At 71.2% G+C, this 19,455-nt stretch carries 17 protein-coding genes; 5 read left to right on the plus strand and 12 right to left on the minus strand.

Translation table 11 applies throughout. The features are described 5' to 3' along the window. Nucleotides 1-12 precede the first annotated feature (12 nt). Both U2P90_RS19755 and U2P90_RS19760 read left to right on the plus strand, forming a co-directional pair. Nucleotides 13-2,502, plus strand: coding sequence for an ATP-binding protein (locus U2P90_RS19755; RefSeq protein ID WP_322474919.1), 2,490 nt, complete (start codon nucleotides 13-15; stop codon nucleotides 2,500-2,502). A 159-nt stretch (nucleotides 2,503-2,661) separates the two neighbouring features. Next, on the plus strand, nucleotides 2,662-3,096 hold the full coding sequence (locus U2P90_RS19760; RefSeq protein ID WP_322474920.1) for a response regulator: 435 nt from the start codon (nucleotides 2,662-2,664) through the stop codon (nucleotides 3,094-3,096). A gap of 21 nt (nucleotides 3,097-3,117) precedes the next feature. On the opposite strand, the gene U2P90_RS19765 is transcribed toward U2P90_RS19760, so the two are convergent. The 3 genes from U2P90_RS19765 to U2P90_RS19775 form a co-directional block, all read right to left on the minus strand. Beyond that, nucleotides 3,118-5,421 carry an ATP-binding protein gene (locus tag U2P90_RS19765; protein WP_322474921.1) on the minus strand — a complete coding sequence of 768 codons (2,304 nt, stop codon included), beginning with the start codon at nucleotides 5,419-5,421 and terminating at the stop codon, nucleotides 3,118-3,120. A gap of 102 nt (nucleotides 5,422-5,523) precedes the next feature. Then, nucleotides 5,524-5,793 (minus strand): hypothetical protein, encoded by a 270-nt coding sequence (locus U2P90_RS19770; protein ID WP_322474922.1) that lies wholly within the window; start codon nucleotides 5,791-5,793, stop codon nucleotides 5,524-5,526. 113 nt (nucleotides 5,794-5,906) lie between these two features. Further along, nucleotides 5,907-7,334, minus strand: coding sequence for an NAD(P)/FAD-dependent oxidoreductase (locus U2P90_RS19775; protein WP_322474923.1), 1,428 nt, complete (start codon nucleotides 7,332-7,334; stop codon nucleotides 5,907-5,909). Between the two features lie 155 nt (nucleotides 7,335-7,489). Between U2P90_RS19775 and U2P90_RS19780 the strand changes: the two genes are divergently transcribed. Then, nucleotides 7,490-8,479, plus strand: a complete 990-nt coding sequence (locus tag U2P90_RS19780; RefSeq protein WP_322474924.1) for an SDR family oxidoreductase — start codon at nucleotides 7,490-7,492, stop codon at nucleotides 8,477-8,479. 14 nt (nucleotides 8,480-8,493) lie between these two features. Here the strand turns inward: U2P90_RS19780 and U2P90_RS19785 are convergent, their stop codons facing one another. From U2P90_RS19785 to U2P90_RS19795, 3 genes are read right to left on the minus strand one after another with little or no spacing between them, the layout of a single operon-like run. Next, on the minus strand, nucleotides 8,494-9,087 hold the full coding sequence (locus U2P90_RS19785; RefSeq protein WP_322474925.1) for a hypothetical protein: 594 nt from the start codon (nucleotides 9,085-9,087) through the stop codon (nucleotides 8,494-8,496). Between the two features lie 39 nt (nucleotides 9,088-9,126). Next, nucleotides 9,127-10,305: a zinc-dependent alcohol dehydrogenase gene (locus U2P90_RS19790; RefSeq protein WP_322474926.1), complete on the minus strand. Its 1,179-nt coding sequence runs from the start codon at nucleotides 10,303-10,305 to the stop codon at nucleotides 9,127-9,129. Beyond that, nucleotides 10,302-11,060, minus strand: a complete 759-nt coding sequence (locus U2P90_RS19795; protein WP_322474927.1) for an SRPBCC family protein — start codon at nucleotides 11,058-11,060, stop codon at nucleotides 10,302-10,304. Before U2P90_RS19795 ends, U2P90_RS19790 begins: the two co-directional genes overlap by 4 nt. A gap of 213 nt (nucleotides 11,061-11,273) precedes the next feature. Here U2P90_RS19795 and U2P90_RS19800 point away from each other — a divergent pair, with 213 nt between their 5' ends. Both U2P90_RS19800 and U2P90_RS19805 read left to right on the plus strand, forming a co-directional pair. Then, nucleotides 11,274-11,594 (plus strand): ArsR/SmtB family transcription factor, encoded by a 321-nt coding sequence (locus tag U2P90_RS19800; protein ID WP_295813938.1) that lies wholly within the window; start codon nucleotides 11,274-11,276, stop codon nucleotides 11,592-11,594. Nucleotides 11,595-11,603: 9 nt separating this feature from the next. Further along, nucleotides 11,604-12,065 (plus strand): arsenate reductase ArsC, encoded by a 462-nt coding sequence (locus tag U2P90_RS19805; RefSeq protein WP_322474928.1) that lies wholly within the window; start codon nucleotides 11,604-11,606, stop codon nucleotides 12,063-12,065. Nucleotides 12,066-12,130: 65 nt separating this feature from the next. On the opposite strand, the gene U2P90_RS19810 is transcribed toward U2P90_RS19805, so the two are convergent. From U2P90_RS19810 to U2P90_RS19835, 6 genes are all read right to left on the minus strand, one after another. Further along, nucleotides 12,131-13,405, minus strand: a complete 1,275-nt coding sequence (locus tag U2P90_RS19810) for a DUF2254 domain-containing protein (RefSeq protein ID WP_322474929.1) — start codon at nucleotides 13,403-13,405, stop codon at nucleotides 12,131-12,133. Nucleotides 13,406-13,422: 17 nt separating this feature from the next. Continuing rightward, the gene (locus tag U2P90_RS19815; protein ID WP_380102223.1) at nucleotides 13,423-14,064 is read right to left on the minus strand and encodes a mechanosensitive ion channel domain-containing protein; all 642 of its coding nucleotides are present in this window, start codon (nucleotides 14,062-14,064) and stop codon (nucleotides 13,423-13,425) included. A gap of 463 nt (nucleotides 14,065-14,527) precedes the next feature. Then, nucleotides 14,528-15,796 carry a cation:proton antiporter gene (locus U2P90_RS19820; RefSeq protein ID WP_322474931.1) on the minus strand — a complete coding sequence of 423 codons (1,269 nt, stop codon included), beginning with the start codon at nucleotides 15,794-15,796 and terminating at the stop codon, nucleotides 14,528-14,530. Then, nucleotides 15,793-17,157, minus strand: a complete 1,365-nt coding sequence (locus tag U2P90_RS19825) for an ArsB/NhaD family transporter (RefSeq protein ID WP_322474932.1) — start codon at nucleotides 17,155-17,157, stop codon at nucleotides 15,793-15,795. The genes U2P90_RS19820 and U2P90_RS19825 overlap by 4 nt, the downstream gene beginning before the upstream one ends. A 16-nt stretch (nucleotides 17,158-17,173) precedes the next feature. Continuing rightward, nucleotides 17,174-17,317 (minus strand): hypothetical protein, encoded by a 144-nt coding sequence (locus U2P90_RS19830; protein WP_322474933.1) that lies wholly within the window; start codon nucleotides 17,315-17,317, stop codon nucleotides 17,174-17,176. 310 nt (nucleotides 17,318-17,627) lie between these two features. Further along, entirely contained in the window at nucleotides 17,628-19,136 is a 1,509-nt protein-coding gene (locus U2P90_RS19835; protein WP_322474934.1) for a SulP family inorganic anion transporter, read from the minus strand. Nucleotides 19,137-19,455 lie beyond the last annotated feature (319 nt).

Below are 19,455 nucleotides of genomic sequence, written 5' to 3' on the forward strand. Positions count from 1 at the left end.
GGCGGCGTGCGTATGTCTGAACCGGCGACCTCTGCGGGAGCACCAGATCGGCCGGGGCACGACCTGCTGTCGGCCCTGCCGGACGCGTGTATCCTGCTCGACCGGGCGCAGCGGGTGGTGGATCTGAATGCCCCGGCCGCGGCCCTGCTGAACGTGGAGCTCCGGGCCGCCCGGCACCAGGCCGTCTGGGATCTGCTGCCCGAGTGGCTGGCGTCGCCGGCCGGCCCGGAGCTCACGCACGCCGTGCAGCACGGTCAGGCCGCCGACGTCGAGGTGCACGATACGGCGCGTGGGCGCCGGCTGCAGGTGCGGGTCTTCGCGCGGCACGACGGGACCGGGCTGCTGTGCCGGGAGGTGACGCCCCGCTCCCGCGACGGCGCCTCGGCGCTGCTGACTCGGCACGCCAGCGACCTGCTCAGCGTGCACCTGCCCGACGGCCGCCTGACGTACCAGTCCCTCACGCCGGCTGCGGTGGCGGTGCTGGGATACCAGGCCGACGAACTGATCGGCCGCGCCGCCCACGAGCTGATCCATCCGGACGACCTGCGCACCACGACCTACGAGGCGCTGCCGGATCAGCCGGGTGCCCGGCGCTACACCTACCGGATCCGCCGCAAGGACGGCACCTACCTGTGGCTGGAGACCACGACCCATGCCCTCAAGGGCCCGGACGGCGCGGTCACCGGGATCCTGGCGAGTTCGCGGGACGTGACCGAGCGCCAGCAGGTCGGGGCGTTGCAGCGGCGCAACGAGTCCCTGCAGGCCGAGACCGACGCGCTGGCGGTGTTCGCGTCCTTTACCCGCATGGTGGGGGTCGAGAGCGATCCGCTCGCGCTGGCGCGGCACGCGGTGGAGACCCTGGCGCAGGCCTTCGTGCAGGGCAGCGCCGCGTATTTCGAGCCCGACGGTGACCGCTGGCGGGCGGTCGCGTGGGCCGGCCCGCTCACGCCGCAGGCCGTGGCGTACATCCAGGCGGGCCTGCCATTCCGGCATCTCACGCCGGACGCGGAGGGGCACGCGCAGTTCTTCGAGGGGTGGCCGCAGACCGAACCAGAGCTGGTCGGCCTGCTGCCGGACCTGCGCGCCGTGGCGGTGGCGCCGCTGCGGCGCGGGCCCGGCACCGTCGGCCTGCTGACGGCGGGGCTGACACACCGCCCGACCTGGAGTGGGCGCGACCGCGCCATGTTCAATGCCGTCGCGCAGGGCCTCTCGCTGGCCGACGAACGATCCCGGCTGACCCGGGAACTCCTGACGCAGCGGGCCGAACTGCAGGCCCGGACCGACGCCATGGAGGGCTTCGCGGAACTCGCCCGGGATCTGGCCTTCGAGACGGACGTGCTGGCGGTGATCCGCCGCGCCCAGCAGATCGTCCTGGGGATGCTGCCGCCGGGAGTCGCGCTGTACTACGAGCCCGAGGACACCCGGTGGCGCGTGAAGGTGCAGGTCGGCAGCCTGAACAACGAGACGCTGCAGCGGACCGTCGACGCCGGACTGTCCCTTGAGGGCACGGGCAACCTCTGGATTCCGTGGCAGTCCGGCGAGGCCTACTATCAGGACTCCTATGCGCCGGACACCGACGGCCTGGCAGACCAGACCGGCAACATCGGCTCCACGGCCACCGTACCGGTGGTCGTCGACGGTCGGCCCCGTGGCGTGCTCGCCGTGGCCCTGTTCGACCACCGGGCCTGGAGTCCCACGGACCGGATCATCCTCGACACGGCCGTCCGGCACCTGTCGCTCGCGCTGGAGCGGGCACACGTGGCCGGGGCCATGGACGCGCAGCGGGAGCAGCTCGTCGCCGCGAACGAGGGCCTGGAGGCCTTCAGCTACAGCGTGTCTCACGACCTGCGGGCGCCGCTGCGGCACATCCAGGGCTTCCTGGGCATCCTGCGGCGTGCCGTGGTGGCCGGCGACGCCGCCAAGGTCGACTCGGCCCTCGGGGTGGTCGACCAGGCGGCGGCGCGGATGAACGTCCTGATCGACGCCCTGCTGAACTTCTCCTACGTGTCGCGCAACACGCTGGCGCGGGATCCGGTGGACCTCACCGTCCTGGTGCAGGCGGTGCGCACTGAGCTGCCGCCGTCCCAGGAGCACCGGATCCAGTGGACGGTGGAGGCCCTGCCGACGGTGCGTGGCGACGCCACCCTGCTGGGGCAGGTGATGGGCAACCTGATCCACAACGCCGTGAAGTATTCGGGCACCCGGCCGCACCCCGCGGTGACCGTCCGGGCCGAGCGCCAGCCCGGCGCCGACGTGATCGTCGTGTCGGACAACGGCGTGGGGTTTGATCCGCAGTACCAGCACAAGCTGTTCGGCGTGTTCCAGCGCCTCCACCGGCAGGACGAATTCGAGGGCACCGGCATCGGCCTGGCGACGGTTCGGCGCATCATTCAGCGGCACGGCGGGCAGGTCTGGGCGACGTCGGTGCCCGGCGAGGGGGCCACGTTCTCGTTCAGCCTGCCGCGGGAGGAGCCGGCGCTGTCGCGGCCGCCGCGCGAGTGAGGCGGGCGTACGGCGGGCGCGGCGCTCCGGTCGGGCGGGCGCCCCACCTCCAGCGACCCTGATGCCCGCGACTGCTAACATGAAGGCCGTCTTCATGGACGGTGGATGGCCACGTCCGCCGTGCCCCAGCGCCGCCTCCCACCCGTCTGCAGGAGTGTCATGACCCGTCCGTTCCACGTACTCCTCATCGACGACAACGCCACGGATCTGCTGCTGGCCACCGAGGCCTTCCTCGAACTGGACGCCACCGTGGGTGTGGACACCTTCGCGTCCGGACAGCACGCGCTGGATCACCTGCGGGCCACGCCGCAGGACGCCCTCCCGGACGTGATCATCCTGGACATCAACATGCCGGTGCTCAACGGCTTCGACGTCCTGAGCCAGCTCAAGGACGATCCGGCGCTGCAGCTGATCCCGGTGGTGATGCTCTCGACCTCGGACTACCTGGGCGACGTGACCCGGGCGTATTCCATGCACGCCAGCTCGTACCTGATCAAGTCGCGGTCGTTCACGGAGTTCGTGCAGCAGGTCGACGCCTTCCTGGTGTACTGGCGCAGCGTCATCCTGGCCCGTCAGGCCGATTCCCCCCAGTAGGCCGGCACCAGAGCGTCCAGGTCAGCGGGCCGGTTTCGCGAGGGTGAAGCCGAAGGTGGCCCCCTGGCCATCGGCGCTGTCCGCGAAGACCCGGCCGCCGTGCTTGACGACGATCCGCCGCACCGTCGCCAGCCCCGCCCCGATGCCCGGATACGCGCCCTGCGGGTGCAGCCGCTGGAAGATGCCGAACAGCCGCGCGGCGTATCTGGGGTCGAAGCCCACGCCGTTGTCCCGCACCGTGATCACCCACTCGGCGGGCTCCTCCCGCACCTGGACGACCACCTCGGAGACCGCCTGGAGCGTGGAGTACTTCACCGCGTTGCTGATCAGGTTGGTCAGGACCTGCTGGATCAGGGTCGGGTCGCCCCACACCGCCACCGGGGGCGGCCCGTGCAGCGTGATGGGCTGTGCCGGGAATTCCAGCTGGGCGTCCTGCTGGGCCTGCGCGATGAGCGGGGCCAGCGGAACCCAGTGGGGCCGGAAGTCCTGCCGGCCCGCCCGCGACAGCATGAGCATCCCGTCGATGAGCTGCTCCATGCGCCGGGCCCCCTGCTGCACGATGCCCAGGTTCCGCAGCACCTTCTCGGTGTCCCCGTTCGCGAGGGCGATGCGCGCCAGATCGGCGAAGCCCATGACATGCCGCACCGGCGTCCGCAGGTCGTGGGACGCCGAGTACGCGAAGGCTTCGAGTTCCTCGTTGGCCGCCACGAGTTCCTGCGTCTGGCGATCCAGCGCGTCCCGCTGCGCCGTGAGCGCGCGCGCCTGGGCCGCGCGTTCCAGCGCCAGCCCCAGGCTCTGCCCGACCGCCCGCACGATGGCCCGCTGCCGTTCGGTCCACGTGGCGCCCTCCACCCGGCCCACCGTCAGGATCGCCTGCGGATCCCCGTCGATGAAGATGGGGCAGACGGCCGCCGCTCCCGGCGGGTCCGCCGCCCGGGGGTGGCCGTGCCCGGCCGTCCCGCCGTCCGAGAAGACGGCCACGCGGGAGTGCACCGCCTCGGCGAACGTCGGCGCGTCCATCGGCACGCCGCGCTGCAGCTGCGCGGCCTCGTCGGGCCGGATGTTGCCCGACCACACGGCCGCGGTCCACATGTCGTGCTGCCGCTCGTAGTACGCGACACGGACGTCCTCGAGGTGGGCCTGGAGGACATGCGTGGCGAGATGGGCCAGGCGGCGGGCATCGCTCTCGGACCCCACGGCCTCGGTGAAGGCCACGAAGGCGTCCAGGCCGGCGGTGCGCTCCTGCACGTGCCGCGTCTGCTCGGCCCGTTCCAGCGCCAGGCCCAGGCTCGTGACGCTGGTCTCCAGCAGCACCTTGTCCATGGGGGTCCACACGCGCTGGTCGAACAGGCCGATGGCGAGCATGCCGATCCGCTGCCCGTACATGCGCACCTGGAAGGCCGTGGCGGCGTTCACGTGCCGGATCATCTCGGCCGGGGTGTCGGCGCCCTGGGCGTAGTCGTCCTGGTAGTTCGGCACGCCGGTCCGCCACGTCGAATCCAGGGCCGGGGCGTCCAGGGGCAGGCCGTGCTCGTCCACCAGCCGCTGGAGTTCGGGGTTGCCGATGTCGCCCACCTGGGACCGCAGCTGCCAGCGGTCCGGGGCCTGCTCCCAGTACAGGGCGTATCCCGGGGTGAGCAGCGACAGCATGATCTCCTGGGCACGGCGCACCAGCACGTAGCGGTCGGTCTCGCTGGCCAGGTCGCGTGACATCACCGCGAAGGCCTCCAGCGCCTGGTTGCGCCGCGTCGCCTCGTCGCGCTGCTGCTCGTGCGTGTGGGCCTGGCGCAGCAGATGCAGCCGGTCGATGGTCAGGGCCGCCTGCGACGCGAGGGCGTACAGGAAGGACAGTTCGGTCACCGCAAACGCGTGGGGCTGGTCGTACTCCAGGATCAGCGCGCCCAGGACGCGGGAGCCCAGCAGCACGGGCACGACCGCGCACGCTGCCGCCACCGCTTCCCCGGTCTGCGTCTCGATCTGCGGATACTCGGCCAGCAGGGCCTCCCGGTGCCCGTACACGCGGGGGCGCCGGTCACGCACCGCGTCGGTGAGCGGCGAGATCCCCTGCGGTGACGCCACCGTCCACAGCGCGGCCGTGGCCGTGGCGTCCCGCGTGGACGCCGCCACCCGGAACTGCAGGCCCTCGCGGCGCAGCACGGTGACCTGCGGGGCCGCGGGAAGGTGGCTGGCCGCCTGCACCACCACGTCCTCCACCTGCTCCCGCGTGTGGGCCCCGGCGAGGCGCGCGGTGACCTCCTGTAGCGGCATCCAGGACGGTTCCGGGATGTCAGGGGACTCAGACAGGCCGGAGCCGGACACGGGCATGCTGGAAGTGTAGCGACCGGAAGCTGGGGATGTCGGTCGGCACGCGCCGCTGGAGGCGGAGCCGGCGTGGTGTGGGCACGCTGCCGGAGGTCACCGCGCCGGTCACCCGCCGGGCGGGCAGTGGCGGTGCAGCTGCGGCTCCAGCCGGGCCATCAGGTCGGCCACCAGGTCGGATCCCAGGCGCCGGTGTTCGCGGGTCCTCACCACGCCGGTCGTCCCCTGGCCGTACAGGACGAAGCGCAGGCCGTCCGGCCGGTGGCGCTGCACGCACGTGACCGTGGCGCCCAGCCGCAGGGCGCGCATGAGGCCCGCCCCCTCGTGCACCGGGAGCGCCATCAGCACCTCGGAGAGTGGAACGGAATCCTCGCGCACCGGCGCACCGTACTGGCCGGCCCGTGACGGGGAACTGTCCTCAAGGATTTCACAAGGCCAGCGCGTCTCATGAAGGCGGCATGATCCCGGTCGGCCGCTCGGCACGCCGCGACCTACTTCCGCCGCGACTCCGCGTGGTCCTGGAGGGCGGTCAGCGCGGCGTGGTGGCCCGCCATGCCGTGGACACCGCCGCGGGGGGGCGTGCTGGCACTGCACAGGTACACGCCGGGCAGCGGCGTGCGGTACGGCGAGGCCGACAGCACGGGCCGGATCACGGTGCCCAGCAGCGTGTTGGCCCCGCCCCCGACGTCCCCGCCGACCAGATTGCGGTTGTGCCGCTCGGCATCGGCGGCCGACGTGACGCGCCGGGCGAGCACCACGTCCCGGAAGCCGGGGGCCAGCGCCTCGATCTGCGCCTCGATCCGGTCAATGTCGCCCGGCTGCGGGACGTAGCCGCCGGGCACGTGGACGTACAGCCACACGGTGTGCTGCCCGGCCGGAGCGCGGCTGGGATCGAAGGGGGTGTGCTGGGCGAGCAGCACGTAGGGCCGCTCGGGCAGGCCGGTGACGCTCTGTGCCTCGCTGTGCACGACCGCGTCCAGCGGCCCGCCCAGGTGCACGGTCGCTGCCAGGGCCGTGCGCGGGTCACGCCACGGAATGGGAGCACTCAGGGCGTAGTCGAGCTTGATGGTACCCGCCCCGTACCGGAAGGCGCGCAGCTGCCGGGCATACCCGGACGGCAGCTGCGGGGCCAGGCGCAGGAACTCGCGCGGGGAGACGTCGAGGAGCTGGACGTCCGCCTCCAGCGCGTCTAGCCGGTCGACCGGGTGCTGCGTGTGGACACGCCCGCCCAGGTGCGCCAGATACCCCAGCATGGCGTCCGTGATGGCCTGCGCCCCGCCGCGCGGAAACGGCCACCCGACCACGTGGGCGCTGACCGCCAGCATCAGGCCATACGCAGAGGTCATGGGCCGGGTCAGCGGCACCTCCGAGTGGGCACTCAGGCCGGCGAACAGGGCGCGCGCCGCCTCGCCCCGGAACACGGTGCGGGCGAGCAGGGCGGCGGGCGGCAGACCGCGCACGCCGAAGCGGGCCAGCGTGACCGGATGGCGGGGCACGCGCAGCAGGGGCCTGAGGGTGTCCCGGAACAGGTCGTCTGCCGCGTCCACGAGCGGTTCCAGCAGGCGCCGGTAGGCCCGACCGTCGGTCCCCAGGCCGTCGGCCGTCTCGTCCACGCTGCGGTACAGCAGGGCTGCGCCGCCCGGCAGCGGGTGGGCGACCGCTGCCGGCGACGACACGAACTCCAGGCCGTAGCGCGCCAGCGGCAGCGTGCGGAAGAACGGCGACACCACCGCGAGCGGGTGGATGGCCGAACCCACGTCATGGATGAAGCCCGGCAGGGTCAGCGCCGCGCTGCGGACGGCCCCGCCCGCCGTGGCGTTGGCCTCGTACACGTCGACGCCCCAGCCCGCGCGGGCCAGGGTGATGGCGGCCGCCAGACCGTTCGGCCCGGAGCCCACGACTGCGGCGCGGTAGGTCATACCGCGCCATTACAGCGCAGTCCGGATCCCGGTGGGTGCCGCCGGCCATCCACCGTGCAGAGGGAGTCCTCATGCAGCGCGCCCGACCGGGTGACGCTCAGGGCCCCTTGAGCCAACCGGACGGCAGCCCATGGGCGCGGCCGCTACGGTGAACCATGTCCCCGACGCTCCGCTTTGCCCATGCCCTGCTCCGCCCGCTCGCCGTCCTGGCCGTGGGCACCATCGCCCTTGTCCTGCCCCGTCCACGCCGCCGTGCCCTGCACGGCCGGGTCGTGGTGATCACCGGGGCCTCGACCGGGATCGGCCGGGCCACGGCGCTGGAGTGTGCCGTCCGGGGGGCCCACGTGGTGCTCGCGGCCCGCGACGCGGCTGCCCTGGATCAGGTGGCCCAGGAGATCGGCACCCTGGGACATCCGGCGCTGGCGGTGCCCACCGACGTGAGTGACCGCGCCCAGGTGCAGGCGCTGGTGGACGCCGCCGTGGCCCGCTTCGGGCGGATCGACGTGATGGTCAACCACGCCGGCGATATGTTCGTGGACAGCGTCGAGCACAGCGAGGAGCGGCGCGTGCGGCACCTGATCGAGACCAACGTGATGGGCGTGCTGTACGGGGTGCAGGCGGTCATCCCCGTCATGCGGCGCCAGGGTGGCGGGCACATCATCAACACGTCGTCCGTGGAGGGGCGGGTGGGCTTCCCGTTCTCCGGGATCTACGCCGGAACCAAGGCCTTCGTGGAGGTCATGACGCAGTCGCTGCGCCAGGAACTGATGCAGGTGGAACGCAGCGGGATCACGGTGAGTGCCCTGCTGCCGGCGGCCGTCCGCACGCCGCTGTTCGACACGGCCCCCAACGTGACCGCCGGGGGGAACGGCGCCCATCTGGTGTGGCCCGTCATGGAGGCCTCGCAGGTGGCCCGCGCCCTGGTGGGCGTCATGGAACGCCCCCGCCCGGTGATCTATCCGCTGCGGTCGGCCCGCGCCTTCGTGCTGCTGTACGACCTCGCGCCGGGGGTGGCCGACCGGGTGCTCAGTGCCCTGCGGGTCGACCGGCACGTCAACGTGATGAGCTACCCGCAGCGCGGCACAGGCCGCGCCAGCCGCCCGATCAGCCCGGTCGTCCGGGACGGCCGTCTGCACGACGCGTGATCACGGCGAGAACGTCACGGCCACTCCACCGTCGTGGTGCCGTGACCGGCCTTGCGGCCCCCACTGACTTTCAGGGCGCGGCGCAGTCCGCTCTCCCACGTCATCCGTTGCAGGATGCCCACGCCCAGCAGGTAGGTCGCGCGGTCGTACCAGCTGCTCGCCCTCACCTGCGACACCACCGTCAGGCGGTAGCTGTTCCCGACCAGCGGCTCGCTGCGGAACTCGATCCAGCCGGATTCGGAGTGCTGCCGGAGCGTCTGGAGCCGGAAGTGGGTGGGGTCGACCTCGACGACCTGCACCCGGCCGCGCCGCACCCCCAGCATCAGCACCGTGAAGCGGTCGCCCACGCCGGTCGGGCCGCCGCCCCGCCGCACCCGCCGGAACGCCGCCAGCACCGGCGGGATCATCTCCGGCAGGTGCTGGAGCAGGTGGGTCACGACCTCGGTCTCCGGTCGGCGGGGCGACGCGATATCGATCCAGTACACGCGGCGGGTCACCGGGCCGACCCCCTGGGCCTCGCCGGTCAGCGACCAGCCGGCCAGCGGCACCCGCAGCGTGCGGGTGGCGTAGGCGGCCACCGTGGGCACCACCAGCCAGCGTCCCTTCATGCCCCCTCCTCACCGCTGTGCGGGGTGCCGCTCTGCCGCTCAGCCCCAGGGATCGAGGACGACCTTGATGCAGCCGTCATGCTTGTCGCGGAAGGTCTTGTACAGCTCGGGCGCGTCGTCCAGTGTGGCGCGGTGGGTAATCACGAAACTCGGGTCGATCTCGCCCGCCTCGATGCGGCCCAGCAGCGGCGCGATGTGCCGCTGGGTGTGCGTCTGGCCCATCTTGAAGGTCAGGCCCTTGGCGAAGGCCGCGCCCATGGGCAGCTTGTCGATCAGGCCGCCATACACGCCGGGCATGCTGACGGTGCCGCCCTTGGCGCAGCTCATGATCGCCCAGCGCAGCGCCGTGATCCGGTCAAAGCTCAGTTTCAGGCGCTGCTTGGCCGTGTCCACGATCGCGCCGGGGCCGTGGCCGTGCGCCTCCATGCCGACCGCGTCGATCACGTGGTCCGGCCCGCGTCCGCCCGTGGCCTCACGCAGGGCCACCATGACGTCGTCCTGCTCGTAGTTGATGGTCTGGCAGCCGGCGGCCTCGGCCATGCTCAACCGCTCCGGCACGCGGTCGATCACGATCACGTGGGCGGCCCCAAGCATCTGGGCGCTGCGGGCCGCAAACTGGCCCACCGGCCCGGCCCCGAAGACCGCGACCACGTCGCGTCCGGGTACGATGGCGCAGTTCTCGGCCGCCTGGTAGCCGGTCGGGAAGATGTCGGTCAGGAACAGCACCTGCTCGTCGCGCAGATCCGACTCGATCTTGTGTGGCCCGATGTCGGCAAAGGGCACGCGCACGTACTGGGCCTGCCCGCCCGCGTAGCCGCCGTACATGTGCGAGTACCCGAACAGCCCGCCGCCGCTGACCGCGCCGTACAGTGCCTCGGCCATGCGGTGGTTGGGGTTGGAGTTGTCGCACGCGCTAAAGAGCCCCCGCCGGCACGGATCGCACACGCCGCAGGCGATGTTGAACGGCACCACCACGCGGTCGCCCACCTGCAGCCGCTTCACGTCGCGGCCGATCTCGACGACCTCGCCCATGAACTCGTGGCCCAGGATGTCGCCCTTCTCCATGCTGGGAATCACGCCGTCGAGCAGGTGCAGGTCGGAGCCGCAGATCGCGGTCGAGGTGATCTTCACGATGGCGTCGGTCGGGAGCAGCAGGGTCGGATCCGGTACGGTCTCGACGCCCACGTGGTTGGTGCCCTGCCACACGATGGCTTTCATGCGATCCTCCCGGCGGCGGCGCGGCCGCTGCTCTGGCCCTCGGTGGTGGGCGCGAAGCCCAGTTCCTGCTCGCGCTTGAAGCGCATCAGGTCGTCGCGCAGCTGCTGCGCGGGTTCCTCGCCGGCCACGCGGGCCAGGACGGCCCCGGCGGTGCCGCCGGGCGGGCGGTAGGTCAGGCGCACGATCACCTCGGTGCCCCGGTCGCCGGGCGCGGGCCGGAACAGCACCTCGCCGGCGTTGTCGATGGCCGCGCCGGGCAGCGACTGCCACGCCAGGCGCCGCCCCGGCTCGTCGGCCGTGATCTCGGCCTCCCAGCTGACCTCGCCGGTGGGCGCGGTGACCGTCCAGCGCGAGCGGGTCTCGTCCAGCACGTCGACGCGCTGCAGGTGCGTCATCACGCGGGGCAGCGATGCCAGATCCCGCCAGTGGGCGTACAGGTCGTCGGCGGGCCGGCCGATGGTCACGGCGTCGCTGACCAGCACGTCGCCGCTCTGGGTCTGCCGGATCTTCAGGGCGGTGGCCAGCGGGTTGCGCCCGGTGGCGGCCATGGCGGCCAGCCCCGCGCCGACGCTGCCCAGGACGAGCTTCTGCAGGGGCGTGCCGCCGCGCAGGCCAGCGCCCATCAGCGCAACGCCCAGGGTGCCGACCACCGAGCGCTCGGCCGGGGCCATGTGGGCGCCGGTGCTGGACGGGGGTGGGGGTGCGGACGACGGCTGGCCGGACGACGGGTCGGGGGGGGAATCGGCTGGAGTCATGGACGTGTCCTCCGGGACGGACGGTGGAACCAGGGTGGGACGACCGTGGGCTGCCGGATGCCGCCCGAACCGCCGTCTGTGATGTGGGGTCAGCATCCCAGGGGGTGGGTGAGGATGCCCGGGAGTCGTGTGAACACGGGTTCATGGGGAGTGGCTCAAGGTCAGGGTCGTGGGCGGGCCGGCCGATCCAGACACATCGGATACAGTGGATGGATGATTCCACGGAGCCCGGTACCGGTGCTGGACGTGCTCAAGGCGCTGGCCAGTGATGTCCGGTTCGAGATCGTGCAGCTCCTCGCCCACGGCGAGCGCTGCGTATGCGATCTGGAAGCGCAGCTGGCCCTGCCACAGTCGAAGGTCTCGTACCACATGGCCGTCCTGCTGGAGGCGGGGCTGGTGACGCGTGACCAGCGCGGGAAGAACAGCTACTACTCGCTGGATCGTGCCCGGCTGTACGCCGTGGGCGGCGAGGTGCTGACGGCCCTGCTGGTTCCGGATCGCCCCCTGACACATCAGGTCAGTTCGGTCTGTTAAGCTCCGCCCATGCGCCGTGTCCTGATCCTGTGCACGCACAACTCTGCCCGCAGCCAGATGGCCGAGGCCCTGACCCGCGACGCGGCCCGCCGCGCCGGCCTGCCCCTGGACGTCCACTCGGCCGGCACCGAGGCCACCCGCGTCAAGGACGACGCGAAGACCGTCATGGCCGAACTGGGGCTGGATCTGTCGGGCCACACCAGCAAGACGCTGTGGGACGTGTCGGACGCCCAGACCTTCGACTACGTGATCACAGTCTGCGACAGCGCGGCCGAGGCCTGCCCGGTCTATCCCGGCACGACCACGCGCCGGCACTATCCCTTCGTGGATCCCTCGGGCGGGAGTCTGGATCGCTGGCGGGCCGTGCGTGACCAGCAGCGGGCGTGCTTCGACGCCTTCGTGCATGCCCTGGCCGCCGGTGCCGACGCGCCGCCCTCGTACGCCGACAGTCCGGCGGTGCCGGTGGCCTGAAGGAGCCAGACGGCCGCCGCGGCCACCGTTGCATGTCGTGCCGTGCGGTGCTCCATGGCGGCACGTCACGCGCCGGGGGCTTCACCGTGTCTGCGGATGCCTTGACGCAGCGTCCTGTATCTGTCCTCCAGGTCTTTGAGATCCCCGGGGTTTTTCGTCTCGCGCCGCGCGTCCTCCATGATCAGCGTGGCGTGACGGTCCAGCTCTGCGTGCCGCGTGGCGTCCTGCTCGCCCTGCGCCACGATGCGCAACACGTCCAGCAGCCGCAGGGTCACGGCCGGGCTCGCGCTGCCGTACTGCCGGATCATGTGAAACATGCTGTCCAGCAGCCCGCCGTAGGTGGTGACCGGGTACACGAGCCGCAGCTGATGATCTCGGTACACCACACCCGATGGCCACGTGCGCCCCTGCAGCCGGCACAGGGCGTCCCCGAACCGGTCGATCACATCGGTGGCGGTGACCGGATCGTTCACGCCGGGACTCAGGGCGCGGGCGGCCACTTCGGCCAGTTGCCGCACCGTGAACTCCAGGTCCTGACCCGCGACCCGCCGGGGCCCCAGCACCAGGGCCGGGAGGACGCCTCCCGGCAGCCGCGGGACTCCCACGGCGACGGGCGTGTTCGGAAAGACGTACTCCCCGGGGCGCACAAGGATGAGCAGGGCCACGCCGTCGCGTGTGGCCGCGGCCGTCAAGGCCTCCGTGTCGAGCAGTTGCAGGTACCCGCTGTCCGGGGAACGCAGCTGCTCCCCGGCCGTCCAGAAGGCCTCCGGTGGCGCGGCGGGATGGACTGCCTCCGTCCGATCGTCCGTCGCCCGCTCCAGGGCGCGCCGCAGATCATCCCTGAGCAGGTTGATCACGGCGGTCATGTTGATGCCGCGCGTCACGTGGGCGAGAAAGTACACCAGCGCCGCCACGCACGCCAGCGCCAGCAGCATCGCGAGCGTGACGTTGTAGTGCGGCACAAAGGGACGGTCGTCGCCTCCCTGCACGCTGCGCAGGCTGAACAGTGTGAATGCGAACGTGGCGATGAACGTGCCCAGCACGGCCTGGTTCCCACGGTCTCGCGTGAAATTGTCCAGCAGACGCGGCCCCATGCTGCCCGCCGCGTAGGACAGCGCCGCGATCGTGATGGAAAAGACCGTGCCCGCCACCCCGATGGCGCTGCTGGCCACAGCGGACAGCAGGCTGCGCGCCCCGCTCTCTCCACCCGAATACACCCAGTCCAGTCCTGCGGGGATGCCGTGCCGCTCCTCGACCTGAATGCCCGCCCACGCGAGGAACAGCGCCGTGATGGTCATCACGGCCGGCAGAAACCAGAACTGCCCCGTCCACTCCCTCACCCTCAGCCCGTACCCGTTCACGGCGTCTCGACCGGGTGGTGGAGCGCGGCGCGGGAGCGAGGACCGGCCTCCTGTGAGGACCGGCCCTCACGCTGGCGGGCGCGGTCGCCGTCCGTCTCCTCGGTCTGGTCGTCCACAAGCCCCCGCTGGTGGGGGAGGGGGAGGTCGATGCCGGCAGCGATCAGCGCAGGGTGCAGGGCCGGCAGCACCCGATCCTGCGGTTCCACCACGTCCCGCCGGATGGGCGGGTCGGTCCAGGAGCGCACCTCGAGGTGCACACGGAACGCGGCCAGTGCGCGCACCAGCACGGTCAGTGCCGGTACGTCCCCGGCCCCGGCGGGGGTCTTCAGGATGCTCGGCTGGGCCCGGGCAGTGTCGTCTCCAGAGCCGATCCCGACCGTGACGGCCAGGCGCCGCCGGTCATACGCCGTGTTCACGGTCACGCGGTTGGTGGACTGCCCGCGCTTCGGAACGACCACCCGCCGGTTGTCACGCGTCCGCAGCAGGGTCGCGCGTACCGGGATGTCCTCCACGGTGCCCTCATGCCCACCGCTGACGATCTGATCCCCGATCCGGAAGGGCCGGATGGTCGGCAGCCGCGTGGCCACACGGTGCGGGACGGTGGCCTTGAACGCAAAGCCGATCGCGACGCCACTCACGCCCAACGCCCCGAACACAGATGCGGCGGTCGGCGTCGGGAAGACCACGGCGACCCGGCCGGGTGTCCGGCGCGTTCCGCGGGCGCCCGCACGGAGCGGCAGATGACCCCCGCGACGACCCAGCACAGCGGGAGCGGCATCGGGCAGGCGGGTCGGCAGACCCTGAACCAGCTCCGGGAGCGGATGAGAAGCGGTTCGAGGTGCCCGTCCATGGACGTACTGTAGGCGGTGACGGTGCCGTGTCCTGGCGCGCACCGCAAGACCCGCCACCCCCCCGGCCGTGCCCGGTGCGTGATCGCCATCCCCCGGCACGCCGGGCGCCGCCGTCGCTGCCAGGGGGGAACCGAGATTCCGGGTCGGGGACGCGCTGGGCCTCCAACACGCCAGCGAGACACAGAGGCCCGCTGATGACCCCCATGACTGTCCGGCCGCGCCGCGAGGCTCGGGGCCGCGTCCGCCGGCGTCAGGGGGCCGCCGGGGCCCTCTGCTCGCCCGCCCGCGCCGCCAGGCGGCCCACCGTCAGTCCCTGCACGATGATGCTGAACACCACGACCACGTAGGTCATCACCAGAAACAGGTCACGTGCCGGGCCTGGCGGCACCGTGAAGGCCAGCGCCACACTGATCGCCCCCCGCAGTCCACCCCAGATCATCAGGCGGCGCGTGTACGGCGCGAAGGGATGCCGGCGCCTCAGGAACCACACCGGTACCTGCACACTCACCGTGCGGATCAGCAGCAGCAGGGGAATGGCGATGACGCCCAGCACCAGCGCCGCCGCGCTGAAGTCCACCACGACCACCTCCAGCGCCAGCAGGGCGAAGAGGAAGATGTTCAGGAGCTCGTCGGCCAGGTGCCAGAACGCATCGAACTTCTCCCGGCTGGACAGGGCAGCGGGCCGGCGGTCCGTCAGGGAGCCGACCAGCAGGCCGGCGGCCACGGCCGCCAGTGGCGCAGACACGTGGAGATGGGCGGCCATGGCGGTGCATGCCAGCACCAGGCTGAGGGTGATCAGCATCTCGACCACGAAATCCTGAACCGAGCGCAGGGCCAGGTACGCGGCCAGGCCCAGCAGACCCCCCAGCAGCAACCCGCCGACCGCTTCCTGGGCGAAGAAGGTCAGGACGCCGCCCACGCCCAGGTCCGGGCCGTGTCCCCCCGCCCCCGCGGCCGCGATCCCCGCCAGCACGGCGAAGGCCACCACGCCCACCCCGTCGTTGAAGAGGCTTTCCCCGGCCACCAGCGTTTCAATACGCTTGGGCACGTTGGCCTGCTTGAGCATGCCCAGCACCGCCACCGGATCCGTGGGGGAGATCAGCGCCCCGAACAACAGGCAGGAGACGAACGAGATGTCCAGGTTGAAGAGCGCCAGCAGGCCGTACAGCGCCCCGCCCACCAGAGCGATGGAGATGGCGGTGGAGAGCAGGGCGAAGGCGATGACCGGGCCACGCAGGCTCCACAGCGCATGCGAGTTGACCCCCAGCGCCCCGGCGAACAGCAGGAAGGACAGCACGCCCTGGAAGACGAAGTCGCTGAATTCGATTCCCCGAACCACCTCGACGGCCGAGAGGGCAAGGGGCACCCGCAGCGCCACCAGGATCAGCAGCACCAGGCTGATCAGGAGGCCGCCGACGGTGACGCCGATGGACGCCGGCAGTCTGAGATACCGGGCGTTCACGAATGCCAGCGCCGCCGTGACACACACCAGCAGCGTGGACAGGTCGAGCAGGCTCATCCGCCTGCCCCCGTCAGCGTGAACACCACGTAGTACAGGCCGAGGGCCAGGGTGGTGGTCACCACGGCAATCGGCGTGGCATACGTCATGAAGCGGCCGAAGCTCAGGGGATGGCCCTCCCGCGCGGCAATGTCCGAGACCACGATGTTGGCCGACGCACCGATCAGGGTGAGATTGCCGCCCAGACAGGCCCCGAGACTCAGGGCCCACCACAGCGGATCCATGGCCGTTCCCAGGGTGCCCTGCAGTTCCCTGAGCACACTCGCCATGCTGATGGTAAAGGGAATGTTGTCGACGAACCCGCTGATGATGGCGCTGGAAACGCCCACCAGCAGGATGCCCAGCCCGATATCGCCGTCGATGGCGGTGGTCAGGGCGGTGGCCACGCGCCCGAAGACCCCCACGTGCTCCAGGGCCCCCACCACGATGAACAGGCCCATGAAGAACAGCAGCGTGGCCCATTCCACCTGCTCGAACAGCTCCACGGGGGACAGATCGGCAATCAGAAGCAGGAAGGTGCTGGTGGTGAGCGCGACCAGCCCCGCCTCCAGTCCGATGGGATGCCCGACCATGAACAGCAGCAGCGTCACGGCGAACACGGCCAGGGCCTGACGCATCAGTTTCGGATTCGTCCTGACCGGTGTGGGATCGGCCAGCACCTGCTGCAGCCGCTCGGTCGAGCCCGCCGCGTTCAGGTGGCCCCGCCAGCGCATCAGGACGTGCATCAGGGCGATGCCGACGATGGTCGCCACCACCGCGTAGGGGGCCACATTGACCAGAAAGTCCCCGAAGCCCTTCCCGGCCACGGAGCCGATGATGATGTTGGGGGGATCCCCCACCAGCGTGGCCGTCCCGCCCGTGTTGCTCGCCAGGATGACGGCAATCAGATACGGAATGGGCTTGAGGCCCAGCCGGGTCACCACGGTGACCACCACCGGGGCCATGAACAGCACGGTGGTCACGTTGTCGAGGAAGGCACTGAACACCGCGGTCAGCACGCTGAACGTCCACAGCACCCGGACCGGTTCGCCCCGGGTATAGAGCATGGCCCGGCGGGCGACCAGATCGAAAAAGCCGCTCCTGCTGAGGACATTGACGATGTTCATCATGCCGAACAGCAGAAAGATGGTGTTGAAGTCGATGCTGCCCCACGCCTGATCGGGCGAGAGCAGCCCGACGATCATCACGGCGCAGGCGCCCAGCAGGGCCGCCACCGTGCGGTGGACGAATTTCTCCATCAGGATCAGGGCGTAGGTCAGCACGAACAGGGCGATGGCGACGGCCGTCATGGTGGTGTCGCTCAGGGTCACGCCCAGGGTGTCGAGGAGGGTGGGATGGTCGGCGGCGTGGGGGTCAGTCATACGGCGTCCAGGGGCATCAGCGCAGGGGGAGGGTCAGGAGGAGGACGATCACGCCAGCCGCCGCCGCGGTCAGGGCAAACGCGACGATGAACAGGATGATCTCCCTCGCGGTGGGCGGTGGAGCGGGTGGCGGTTCGGGGGTGGGGTCGTCTGGGGACATGCGGCACCTCCAGGGCACACGAGAACGAGAACCAACAACGGAGGAGCCCGCAGCAGCAGACTCCTCCAGTTCGGCGTATGGTCGCCGGTACCTGATCCCAGGGGACTCAGGGTTGTCGACCCAGTGTACAGGGTCACGCCAGCCGGGGTGGCCGTCGACGCTCGTGCCGCGAAATCTCCCGGCGCCCATCCAGGGCCGCAGGACGCCACGGGGGACAGCGGCCGGCCGATGGCGGAGGACGAACGTCGGGACGGCCGGACGCCGCAGCGTGGCCAGCAGCGTCTGCGCCGTGACCGCGCTCAGTCCCGGGTCAGTGTCCGGAGCCTCGGGCGACCGCGCCGGGTGTGCCGTAGACCGCCAGCCGGTCGATCAGGGTGGCCGAGGCCTCGTTCAGGCCGATGAGCTCCGGGGTGACGCCCTGCCGCATGAACCTCAGCATCACCTTGTCCAGCGCCCCGACCGCCGAGCCGTCCCAGAAATGCGCGCCGTGCAGGTCGATGACCACCCGCGGGGCGGGATGCCCGAACTCGAACTGGTGCAGGAAGTCGTGCGTGCTGACGAAGAACAGCTGACCCCGCACCCGGTACGTGCGGGTGCCATCGGGGCCGTCCTCATGACTCACCTGCGAGAGCTGGGAGACCTTGCGCGCGAACATCAGGGCGCTCAGCACCACGCCGACCAGCACCCCGAGGCTCAGGTCGTGGGTCAGCACCGTGACGCCCACCGTCGCCAGCATCACGGTGGTCTCGCCCTTCGGGAATACGGTCAGCGTCCGCAGGCTGCTCCAGTCGAAGGTGCCCACGCTCACGACGATCATGACCGCGACCAGCGCCGCCATCGGAATCTGCACCAGCAGCGGTTGCAGCACCAGGATCAGGATCAGCAGGCCCAGGCCGGCCACGAAGGTCGACAGCCGCCCCCGCCCGCCGTTGGTGACGTTGATCATGCTCTGCCCGATCATGGCGCAGCCGGCCATCCCGCCGAAGAAGCCGGTGATGACGTTGGCGATGCCCTGGCCCCGGGCCTCGGTGTTCTTGTCGCTGGTGGTGTCGGTGCGCTCGTCGATCAGCTGCGCGGTGAGCAGGCTTTCGAGCAGGCCGACGATGGACAGCGTGAGGGCCACCGGGACGATGATCGCCAGGGTCTCCAGCGTGAAGGGCACCTGCGGCAGCGTGAAGGGCGGCAGGGCCGTGGGAAGCGCCCCCATGTCCCCGACGGTCTTCACGTCGGCGCCGGTGACCACGGACACGGCCGTCAGGGCGACGATGGCGACCAGGGCGCTGGGAATGGCCTTGAAGACGCGGGGCAGCAGGTAGATGATGGCGAGGCCGGCCGCGACCATGGCGTACATCTGCCAATTTGCCCCGATGAACTGCGGGAGCTGGGCCAGGAAGATCAGGATGGCCAGGGCGTTGACGAAGCCGGTCATCACGCTGCGGGGCACGAACTTGAGGTAGCGGGCCAGCTTCGCCCAGCCGAAGACGATCTGGAACAGCCCGGTCAGCACGGTGGCGGCGAACAGGTAGGCCAGGCCGTGGTCTCTGACCAGTCCGACCATCAGCAGCGCCATGGCGCCGGTCGCGGCGCTGATCATGCCGGGTCGCCCACCGATGAAGGCGGTCACGAGGGCGATGATGAACGACGCGTACAGGCCGACCTGCGGGTCGACGCCCGCGATGATGGAGAACGCGATGGCCTCGGGGATCAGTGCCAGCGCCACCACGATCCCCGCCAGGACGTCCTGGCGGGGATTGGCGAACCATTCTCGGCGGTACTGGGCACGGTCAAAACGGGACGGTGGGGTGGGAATGGCAGTCATGTGCACCTCGTGGGGTGCCGGGACAACCCGGTGGGTCTGCCGCTGGGGGCGGCAGGATCACGTCCAGTACAGGACGGGTGTCGGGTTATCGTCGGGGGCGTCACTCGAGCGGGACGCCGCGCCCGCGGCCCGGACAGTATGCGGCATTCCGGGTGCGCCGGCAAGCCCGGTCCCGGCACCGGGCAACCGGGACCGGCACGACGACCACCGGCCACGCGTCGGCCGCCCGCACCATGACGGTCCGTCACCTCCGGTACGGCACGGCGGCAGGTGACGGGGCGGCCCTCCGGGACGTCCATCGGCTGGGGGCTGGCCAGGG

The sequence above is a fragment of the Deinococcus sp. AB2017081 genome, assembly GCF_034440735.1.
Classification (GTDB): Bacteria; Deinococcota; Deinococci; order Deinococcales; family Deinococcaceae; genus Deinococcus; species Deinococcus rufus.

Coding starts and splice junctions, on each gene's coding strand:
- U2P90_RS19755 (WP_322474919.1), top strand. CDS start 13: ATGTCTGAACCGGCGACCTCTGCGGGAGCACCAGATCGGCCGGGGCAC.
- U2P90_RS19760 (WP_322474920.1), top strand. CDS start 2,662: ATGACCCGTCCGTTCCACGTACTCCTCATCGACGACAACGCCACGGAT.
- U2P90_RS19765 (WP_322474921.1), bottom strand. CDS start 5,421: ATGCCCGTGTCCGGCTCCGGCCTGTCTGAGTCCCCTGACATCCCGGAA.
- U2P90_RS19775 (WP_322474923.1), bottom strand. CDS start 7,334: ATGACCTACCGCGCCGCAGTCGTGGGCTCCGGGCCGAACGGTCTGGCG.
- U2P90_RS19780 (WP_322474924.1), top strand. CDS start 7,490: ATGTCCCCGACGCTCCGCTTTGCCCATGCCCTGCTCCGCCCGCTCGCC.
- U2P90_RS19785 (WP_322474925.1), bottom strand. CDS start 9,087: ATGAAGGGACGCTGGCTGGTGGTGCCCACGGTGGCCGCCTACGCCACC.
- U2P90_RS19790 (WP_322474926.1), bottom strand. CDS start 10,305: ATGAAAGCCATCGTGTGGCAGGGCACCAACCACGTGGGCGTCGAGACC.
- U2P90_RS19795 (WP_322474927.1), bottom strand. CDS start 11,060: ATGACTCCAGCCGATTCCCCCCCCGACCCGTCGTCCGGCCAGCCGTCG.
- U2P90_RS19800 (WP_295813938.1), top strand. CDS start 11,274: ATGATTCCACGGAGCCCGGTACCGGTGCTGGACGTGCTCAAGGCGCTG.
- U2P90_RS19805 (WP_322474928.1), top strand. CDS start 11,604: ATGCGCCGTGTCCTGATCCTGTGCACGCACAACTCTGCCCGCAGCCAG.
- U2P90_RS19820 (WP_322474931.1), bottom strand. CDS start 15,796: ATGAGCCTGCTCGACCTGTCCACGCTGCTGGTGTGTGTCACGGCGGCG.
- U2P90_RS19825 (WP_322474932.1), bottom strand. CDS start 17,157: ATGACTGACCCCCACGCCGCCGACCATCCCACCCTCCTCGACACCCTG.
- U2P90_RS19830 (WP_322474933.1), bottom strand. CDS start 17,317: ATGTCCCCAGACGACCCCACCCCCGAACCGCCACCCGCTCCACCGCCC.
- U2P90_RS19835 (WP_322474934.1), bottom strand. CDS start 19,136: ATGACTGCCATTCCCACCCCACCGTCCCGTTTTGACCGTGCCCAGTAC.